Annotated in this window: 7 protein-coding genes; 2 read left to right on the forward strand and 5 right to left on the reverse strand. The window is 49.6% G+C overall.

What is annotated here, in order from left to right:
• Nucleotides 1–91 precede the first annotated feature (91 nt).
• The 5 genes from AMS66_RS02650 to AMS66_RS02670 all read right to left on the reverse strand — a co-directional run bounded on the left by AMS66_RS02650 (nt 92) and on the right by AMS66_RS02670 (nt 6,454).
• Entirely contained in the window at nt 92–1,288 is a 1,197-nt protein-coding gene (locus AMS66_RS02650) for a YheC/YheD family endospore coat-associated protein (RefSeq protein ID WP_053779321.1), read from the reverse strand.
• A gap of 36 nt (nt 1,289–1,324) precedes the next feature.
• Nucleotides 1,325–2,431, reverse strand: coding sequence for a YheC/YheD family endospore coat-associated protein (locus AMS66_RS02655; protein ID WP_053779326.1), 1,107 nt, complete (start codon nt 2,429–2,431; stop codon nt 1,325–1,327).
• Entirely contained in the window at nt 2,431–3,804 is a 1,374-nt protein-coding gene (locus AMS66_RS02660) for a YheC/YheD family endospore coat-associated protein (protein ID WP_053779322.1), read from the reverse strand. The genes AMS66_RS02655 and AMS66_RS02660 overlap by 1 nt, the downstream gene beginning before the upstream one ends.
• Before the next feature lie 61 nt (nt 3,805–3,865).
• Nucleotides 3,866–5,056: a YheC/YheD family endospore coat-associated protein gene (locus AMS66_RS02665; protein ID WP_053779323.1), complete on the reverse strand. Its 1,191-nt coding sequence runs from the start codon at nt 5,054–5,056 to the stop codon at nt 3,866–3,868.
• Nucleotides 5,057–5,086: 30 nt separating this feature from the next.
• Nucleotides 5,087–6,454 (reverse strand): YheC/YheD family endospore coat-associated protein, encoded by a 1,368-nt coding sequence (locus AMS66_RS02670; RefSeq protein WP_053779324.1) that lies wholly within the window; start codon nt 6,452–6,454, stop codon nt 5,087–5,089.
• Nucleotides 6,455–6,744: 290 nt separating this feature from the next.
• Here AMS66_RS02670 and AMS66_RS02680 point away from each other — a divergent pair, with 290 nt between their 5' ends.
• Together AMS66_RS02680 and AMS66_RS02685 are read left to right on the forward strand one after the other, a co-directional pair.
• The gene (locus tag AMS66_RS02680; protein ID WP_024629123.1) at nt 6,745–7,092 is read left to right on the forward strand and encodes a YlbF family regulator; all 348 of its coding nucleotides are present in this window, start codon (nt 6,745–6,747) and stop codon (nt 7,090–7,092) included.
• Between the two features lie 101 nt (nt 7,093–7,193).
• Nucleotides 7,194–7,481, forward strand: a complete 288-nt coding sequence (locus tag AMS66_RS02685; protein ID WP_029880748.1) for a hypothetical protein — start codon at nt 7,194–7,196, stop codon at nt 7,479–7,481.
• The last annotated feature ends 102 nt before the right edge of the window (nt 7,482–7,583 follow it).

Below are 7,583 nucleotides of genomic sequence, written 5' to 3' on the forward strand. Positions count from 1 at the left end.
CATCTGTCTACTTGACAGGGGTAAGACCGAATGGACGTGGAGTGGTAGGTTTTCTGTTTAAGAATTCGTTTTAATGTTAATCACCTGCCAATTATAACCGTGGTTTTCTGGTCCTTTTGAGGGTTGAAGCTTTACCTCTTACGCGTTTGACAGGTTTGGTTACCTTTACTCCGCGAGGGGGACGATTCGTATTTGGATGGTTGCGGTACACCCACAAGGCGTACTCCAGTGGTTGGGTAATAGCTTTGGAGTAGATATCCGGCTCACCAATGCGGGCGAACACCTCACGAGCAGGTTTTGGATTCACTTCCAGCAAATAGATACGTCCACTCTTGTCTATCGCCAGATCCAGAGCCAATTCACACAAGGCACCATAGGTGTTTTCCAGAAATGTGGCAACGTCAATCCCGAATTTCTCTGCAGTGGCATTGATTTCAGCCCGTTCCTCCTCATCGGTAATCCACTGTTTCAACAATTTGTGCATCGCAATGGCCTGACCGCCGCCATGCAGATTGGAAGTAACACTTTTCTCTGCACCCATCCGTCCTGCACATCCAGTCAATTCCCACTGTCCTTCACCGTTCTTCTGAACTAGCATTCGATAATCATGAACACGGCCATTCGGAAGCTGAAGTTGAATACCTTGCTGAACGAGATATTTATCTTTCATATTCCAGTGTTGGAGCAGTGAACCCAGGCGTGACAAATGGACTTTGCGCGGGGTAATGATCCGGCGCTTTTGGTCCCGTCCTTGCACAAGAACCGTGTTGGCCTCGCTACCGCTGCGTTCGATGCGGAGAATTCCTCGCCCTCCGGTTCCATTAATGGGTTTCAGATAGATGAGCGAGGAGGCTTTCAGCATTCGATTCACGTCGGACATATCCTGAAACAGAACGGTATCTGGCAGATGTTCACGAAAGGCTGACTTCGCGGAGAGTGTCTGATGGATGGTCCACTTATTACGCAACGGGCGGTTGAGAAAGAGCAAGTGACCATACTTTTGCCGAAAGGCAAGCAGCTGCTGAAATCTGCGATTGCGCTGTATGCGGCAGCGGTCAAAGATGATATCCGGGAATGAACGCCATTCCCGGGACCAGCCTTTTTCCGAGTGAAAGACCATTGCCTCAATCTGTTTGCCTCCTGGATGTACATCGGCAGGTGTGAACACATAAATATCGAGTCCCCGCTTGCGCCCTTCAAGGATCATTCTGCGGTATATGCTCCGTTCTTCCAGAGCGCGATGTTCATTTAAGTACAACGTCATAATGCCCAGAACAGGTGAGGACACAAACAATCACCTTCTTTAGCTGTTATTCCTGTTCTATCATCGTTTGGACTGACGGGCAAGGTAGGCGCTGTACTGAAAAATACGTTCCAATGACCTCCGCCGAATCTGCGGTTCATCGAACTTCATCGGCTTTGCATTCGCTTCGAAGAACCAGATCTCGCCCAGTTCGTCAACACCCAGATCCATGGACATTTCACCAAGCGTATGTCCTGAGCCTCGTTCGACTTGTCTGGCAATCAACAATGAAGTGGACTTCACCCGCTTCATCAGTGTATTCGACATTTCTTCACCAAAGAGATCGGTGAGCAGCTTCTCCGGGTCCTCCACACTGCCTCCGCGCGGCACATGGGTGGTTATGCTGCGAGAGCCAGCGAGCCGGGCTCCAACTCCCGTTACGCTCCACTGCCCTTTGCCGTTTTTCTGCACAAGCACCCGAAGATCGAATGGACGCTTGCGGGACAACGCCAGCTCAATACCCTGTTGCATAATGTAGGGTGTGTGTCCGGTCTCCTTGCGAATCCTAGCCCATAGCTTGGAAAGGGTTGCTGCTTTGTACGTGGTACTCTTTCGGGTGCTCTGTATTTTAAGTCGGTAAGGCAGGCGCTCTTTTTCCTGGAACTTGAGCATCATGATTCCTTTGCCGGCCTTACCACTCTCTGGTTTCAGATACAGGTAGGGATGTGACCTCAGAACGGTCCCCAGAGCGGTTGCGGTTCGCATCCGGCGAGTATAGGGGATCAGTTGCTGAGTGGATTTGGATTTCTTCAGCCATTCGAACAGATTCCATTTATTGAAGAAAAACGGGTTATAGAGTTCGATGCCTGAATGCATGCATTCGTCAATTTTGCGCTGTACTGAAGGCTTGCGTTCATCTTCCCGGTTGGGAATCCGATTGTAGAGTACATGGGGAAGAGGAAAGGACTGTGAAGTCCATCTCCCACTTCCATTGTTGTACGTGTATCCTTTCACGGTGGGGCCGCTCACGTTCAAATCTCTTACAGTCACGACGTACACCACATATCCCATACTTTCGCCCGTCTGCACAATATCGAGGAAGTTTTGATAGTTTCCTCTGAACATCCGTCGATCATCATGCATGGTCAGGATAGCAATAACGGGTCTAAAATCATCCTGCAAGCTCATCAAATGCCGTCTTTCTTCCGGAATTTGCTCAAATACAGGCAATGTTCCAGGATGTGCTCCACCGACGATTTTCCCTCCATCCGCAGTGAAGGGTGGCGGAAAATGGAGCGTCCTGGTTTGGCGTTCGCTTCGAACATCCATACATGTTCCTCCTGATCAATGCCCAGATCAAAGCCAATCTCACCAATCAGATGCTGGTGCTGGGTTTCAATTGCCTGGGCCAGTGTAATAGCGACAGATTTGGCATGCTGAAGCACTTCTCCAGAGCGGTCACCAAAGTTGCGTTTGAGTGCCTGCTCAGGGGTCATCAGGGAGCCACCGTTTTTGATATGTGTGGTTACACTGCCGCGACCAGCTTTTTTGGCGCCAATGCCAACAACAACCCATTGATTGTTGCCATTCTTGTGCATGTGAAAACGAAAATCAATGGGGCATTCCTCAATCTCGATGAGCCGTATACCTTGTTGAACGACATAACCGCGAAGCTGTTTCCCATGTCTGCCTTGAAGCATGCGCATCAGGCTGTTAAATGAGCCGAAGCGCAGAAGTGCGTTGCCGCTTTTTTTGCGATAACGGGCGAAATATCCACGTTTGGGCGAGTAGGTCAATCGGTAGATGCCATTGCCCAGACTGCCTGCTGTTGGTTTATAGTAAACAAACTGATGGCGCTCCAGCATCTCTTTCATCTGTTCTACTGTGGGATTGGTGATGGATTCAGGAATATATTTTCCTGCTGCTGGGTCGTTCTCCAGCAAAGTGTAGATATCTGATTTGTTGAAGAAACTCCAGTTAAAGAACGGAATTTTGCGCCGGATGAAACGCTCACGCAGTTGGTTGATCGCTGGTGAGAAGTCTGAGCGGCGGCTGGGCAGTCGGTTATATACGACATCTGGCAGAGGTACCGTTTTACGACTGAAGCTCCCGTTGTCGTTCAGAAAAAGACCGGAAACCGTTTCATTCTGCCAGTTAATATCTCGTGGGGTAAACGCATAAATATAGGATTTGCGACTGCCTTCGCGGAGCAGCTGTTTAATGAAACCGGTACGGGAGCCAAAAGGGCTGGTACCCGTAGCAGGTCCGTCAGACAATACGCCAATCAATGGACCCAACTGGATTTCATCGTTCTGCAAGTTGCGGAGGTAGATGCTGCCTCGTTTCGGAACGTTCATCAGATTGCGTATACCCGAAGCGAGATAAAGATGTTTGCCAGCCTTTTTGATCGGTTTGATGGTTGCGGGCACCCGGTCACGGCCAAACCGCAGATGAATCGTTTTTTTTCCGGATAGATTTAGGCTTTTCATTAATGCGTTGGATACATAAACCACTTTATCCGGTTGCTGTGTGAAATGCAGATTGCAAAAGGTCAAACTCATGATTTATCCTCCTATCCTGAAAAGATCCTTCGGCTCCATGGCAAGCGGGGCGCTGCGTGCCTCAACCGCCGTGAATCGGGATGGGTTTCAGGCCAGCTGTGCTGGATGTATTCGGCATTTTCATTGGACGCTTCGCGTCCGTGAGAACATGTTGTTGCAGCAAATAACGGGCATAGGCAAGCGGCCGGGTGTAGGTCAGACTGTGCATACGTGGATCACCCGCCTCTGCGAATGAGGAACGTCCCGGTCTCGAATTCACTTCGAGCAGCCAGAGGCGACCCTGAACATCTGCTCCGAAATCAAGACCCAGTTCGGCCAGTCTGCCAAAGCGGCTTTCCAACAGGGCAGGAATGCGGGCAGTAACCTGCCTGATTGACTCCAGCAAAGTGTTGGATTGTTTGCTCCCATATCGTTCCAGCAGATAAGGATGCACAGGGTACGCCTTTCCCCCTCCATGCAAATTGGAAGTGAGTGAGCCAGCCGGTCCTTCCCGTACCATACATCCGGTTAGAGACCAGCGTCCTTGCCCATTTTTTTGCACCAAGGCCCTAATGTCGAACGGTCGTCCGTGATGACTCAGTTCCAGATACGGCTGCAAGATCATCTTTTTACCGGCCTTGTATGAATCCAGCCAGGCAGAGACATCCTGGCGATGCTCAAATGTACGGTGAATCAATTCATTGCGAGTATTTCTCCCCTCCATGATCAAGGAGGTGTGATGCTCTTCGTGATAAAGGCGAAACGTATCTTTACCATGGGTGCCCGAAACAGGTTTGAAGAAAATACCTTTCGGCCAGCGCTCCAGCCACTGCTCCCATAAGGTATCCGACTGAAGCAGCGTCGTAGGCGCAAGAAGAGCACGCAGTCTTGGATCGGCAGACAAGGCGCGGTGGACCTTCCATTTACCAGGCAAGGAAGCAGACCAGTAACGGACATGGTGTCCGTTGCCTGAGGAAACAAGCTCCTGAAGCTGCTGTTTAAATGTTCTGGGGAGCGGAAGCAGACAGCGATTCATGATCAAATCCATTGCTGGGAGAGGCACAATGTTCCATTTACCTCTGTCGAATGCATAGCCCTGTGTGAGCCCGGATACGCTGGGTTTATTCGATACAGCCAACACAATGATATTCAGGCCGTAACGGTGGCTTTCCAAACTGAGACGACGACAGAAGAGTTCATCCACGAAAGGAGGCGAGCCTTCTGTTGCCCGAACCAGTATGGCTACTGTGTTTGTCTGATGTTGCAGGAACATTCCGCTGCACCTCCTCTAATGGATGACTCTTCAGAATCCGGCCAAATAGGTGGAGTATTCCAGCATCGCTTTGACCGAAGGCCGGATTTTGCTCTCGCTAAGTGGCGTATTATCGTTCTTGGATGGTTTGGAGTTCACTTCGAGCAGCCAAACTCTTCCACTGGTGTCCAAGGCCAGATCGATGCCGAGTTCACCGAAATGGGCGGGGATGGCACCTTCAATGCCTTTGGCGATATCCAGCGCCGCCGTATGCAATCCTGCATAAGCAGAAGCTTTGGCTGATCCGGACAATTGGGTTTTGGCTACAGCTTCCTTGACGGTACTGAGACTTCCACCCCGTGCCAGGTTGGATACATAGTGACTGCCGCCTGCAATACGTGCGACGATGGAAGTGACACTCCATTTGCCCGTACGGTTTTTTTGCACAAGCGCACGGAAATCTACGGGTCTGCCGCTGTTATCAATAAGGGTAAGACCTTGTTGGATCTGGTAACGTGTTGTTTTCATTTTCCCAGACATACTGGCATACAGTTTATCCAGAGAAGCATACGTTTGTTTTCGGGTACCTCCAACGCCAGTGGCGAGGGTGAGAAAGCTGCCGTCACTTTGACGGGAGACCCGGATGATACCTTTGCCAAGTGACCCGCGAACCGGCTTGAGAAAGACAACCGGATATCGGTTACACATGGTTTTGAGCATAGCTGAAGCTTTGAGCAAATGGGATTCGGGCAGGACTCTCTTCAGCGTCGATATGGACTTTAGGGCATCGAATACTTCGTTTTTGTCCAGAAATTTTTCGTTGAAGGTTTGCGTGCCGTAGAGCGATTTTACTTCTTTCATAAAATGCTGTACGCTAGGTTTGTTCTCAAGCTTACGGGACGTCAGCCGGTTATTGACGACGTCTGCTATAGGCAGAACGGTCTTTTTCCAGCCGTCATCATACACCCAGCCTTTCATATAACCCGTTACCGCTCCAATATCCTCCGGTGTGAAAAAGGATACATAGGCGCCCTTCTTCCGGCAGGCGTTCACCAGTTCTTGACAGAACATCGTGATGGAGCCAAAGGGCCGATCGGGCTGATCAGGGTAATCCCGGCTAACCAATACACTGATGTAAGGTCCAAGGCGCAGCGTACGGCTGGCTGAACGATAGGATATGCTCAGGACCGAACGGGGAACAAGGCCGGTCTTGCTGGCTACCGTCTGATTGATGCGCAGGCCGTCATACCTGGGAACAGGGATGACAGTGACTTCACGGCGGAAAGAGCCGAATTGCAGCTGAAGCGGTCGGCCAGAAGGGATTTTAAGCGCCTTGAGTACCCTTTCGCCCAGCATGATGACGTCGTCCTGCAGGATGCCCGAGCCGGTAACCTGAATCGTTACTTTTTTAGTGGACATCACGGATCTCCTTCCGGGCGGCAACTTGATGTCTGATCTCGAAGTTGAACGGCATCTAAACATGGCATGTGCTTCATCATATGAGGACATATAACCCTTGGTGATTGACCCATTTGGATTAAATGCATTTGATGCTCTGCAGGTAATGAATGGCATGTTCCCGCAACCTTTGTTTGACGGAAGTGAAATACGTGTATTAACACGGGTGAACGATGCGATGAGAATGCGCATGAATACGAGTGAATACGAATGGATAACAGAAAGACAACCCAATATGAGGAGGAATTATAGTGAACATTTATGACAAAGCCAATGATTTGGCCAAAGCACTGAGAGAAAGCAGCGAGGTGGAAGAAATCACTTCTGCGATGAAGTTGATTGAAGTAGACCCGGAAGCGAAGGCCATGCTGGATAATTTCCGTGATCAACAGATGGAATTGCAACAGCGTATGATGAGTGGAGATATGCCTGCTCCGGACGAGATGGAGAAAATGGAGAAACTGTTTGAAGTACTTAGCCTGAACCTAAATATCCGTCGTCTGTTTGACGCTGAGCGTCGCCTGAGCGTCATTATTGAAGATGTGAACAAAATTATCGCAGACAGCCTGGGTCATCTGTACGGTGGCGCTGAAGCCTAAGCTTAAACCGTGTCCCGTTTTTTTACCTAAACCTCTCATATTAGCTCCTTATCGTTCATAGACTAGAAATATAGAGTCGATCAAGAACGAAGGAGCTGTGAATGGTGAAAAGGTTGAAGAAAGCAAAACATGTGATCTATCTGCTTATCGCGTTGTCGATGCTGGTCATTGCGTTGCCGCGGATTTCCTTTGCTGGTGGAATGGACTGGGTTAATATTTTTGGCATCGTATGGGTGCTGTTCTCGTTATTAATCGTTGGTGCACATCTGCATTTTATTCTTGGTGTGGATGAAGAGAAGAAGCGTGCACTGGAAGCTGTTCGGCGGGCAAAGCTGCGGCAGTGGGAGATGAAACTGGTGGACAAGCAGGAGCAGAGCAAGTCTGTATAAGGTTTGGACGACATACGACATGGTGATAGAGATGTCTCTATCTGTCTAAGTAAGGCCGGATTCCCTTTGGTATGAAATAAAATGTACCCTATAAGATGGACA

The organism is Paenibacillus xylanivorans (genome assembly GCF_001280595.1).
Taxonomy (GTDB): Bacteria; Bacillota; Bacilli; order Paenibacillales; family Paenibacillaceae; genus Paenibacillus; species Paenibacillus xylanivorans.

What these genes read in the sequence shown, in the direction of transcription:
- AMS66_RS02655 (WP_053779326.1), bottom strand. Translation starts at nt 2,431, where the DNA reads ATGAGCTTGCAGGATGATTTTAGACCCGTTATTGCTATCCTGACCATG.
- AMS66_RS02660 (WP_053779322.1), bottom strand. Translation starts at nt 3,804, where the DNA reads ATGAGTTTGACCTTTTGCAATCTGCATTTCACACAGCAACCGGATAAA.
- AMS66_RS02665 (WP_053779323.1), bottom strand. Translation starts at nt 5,056, where the DNA reads ATGTTCCTGCAACATCAGACAAACACAGTAGCCATACTGGTTCGGGCA.
- AMS66_RS02670 (WP_053779324.1), bottom strand. Translation starts at nt 6,454, where the DNA reads ATGTCCACTAAAAAAGTAACGATTCAGGTTACCGGCTCGGGCATCCTG.
- AMS66_RS02685 (WP_029880748.1), top strand. Translation starts at nt 7,194, where the DNA reads ATGGTGAAAAGGTTGAAGAAAGCAAAACATGTGATCTATCTGCTTATC.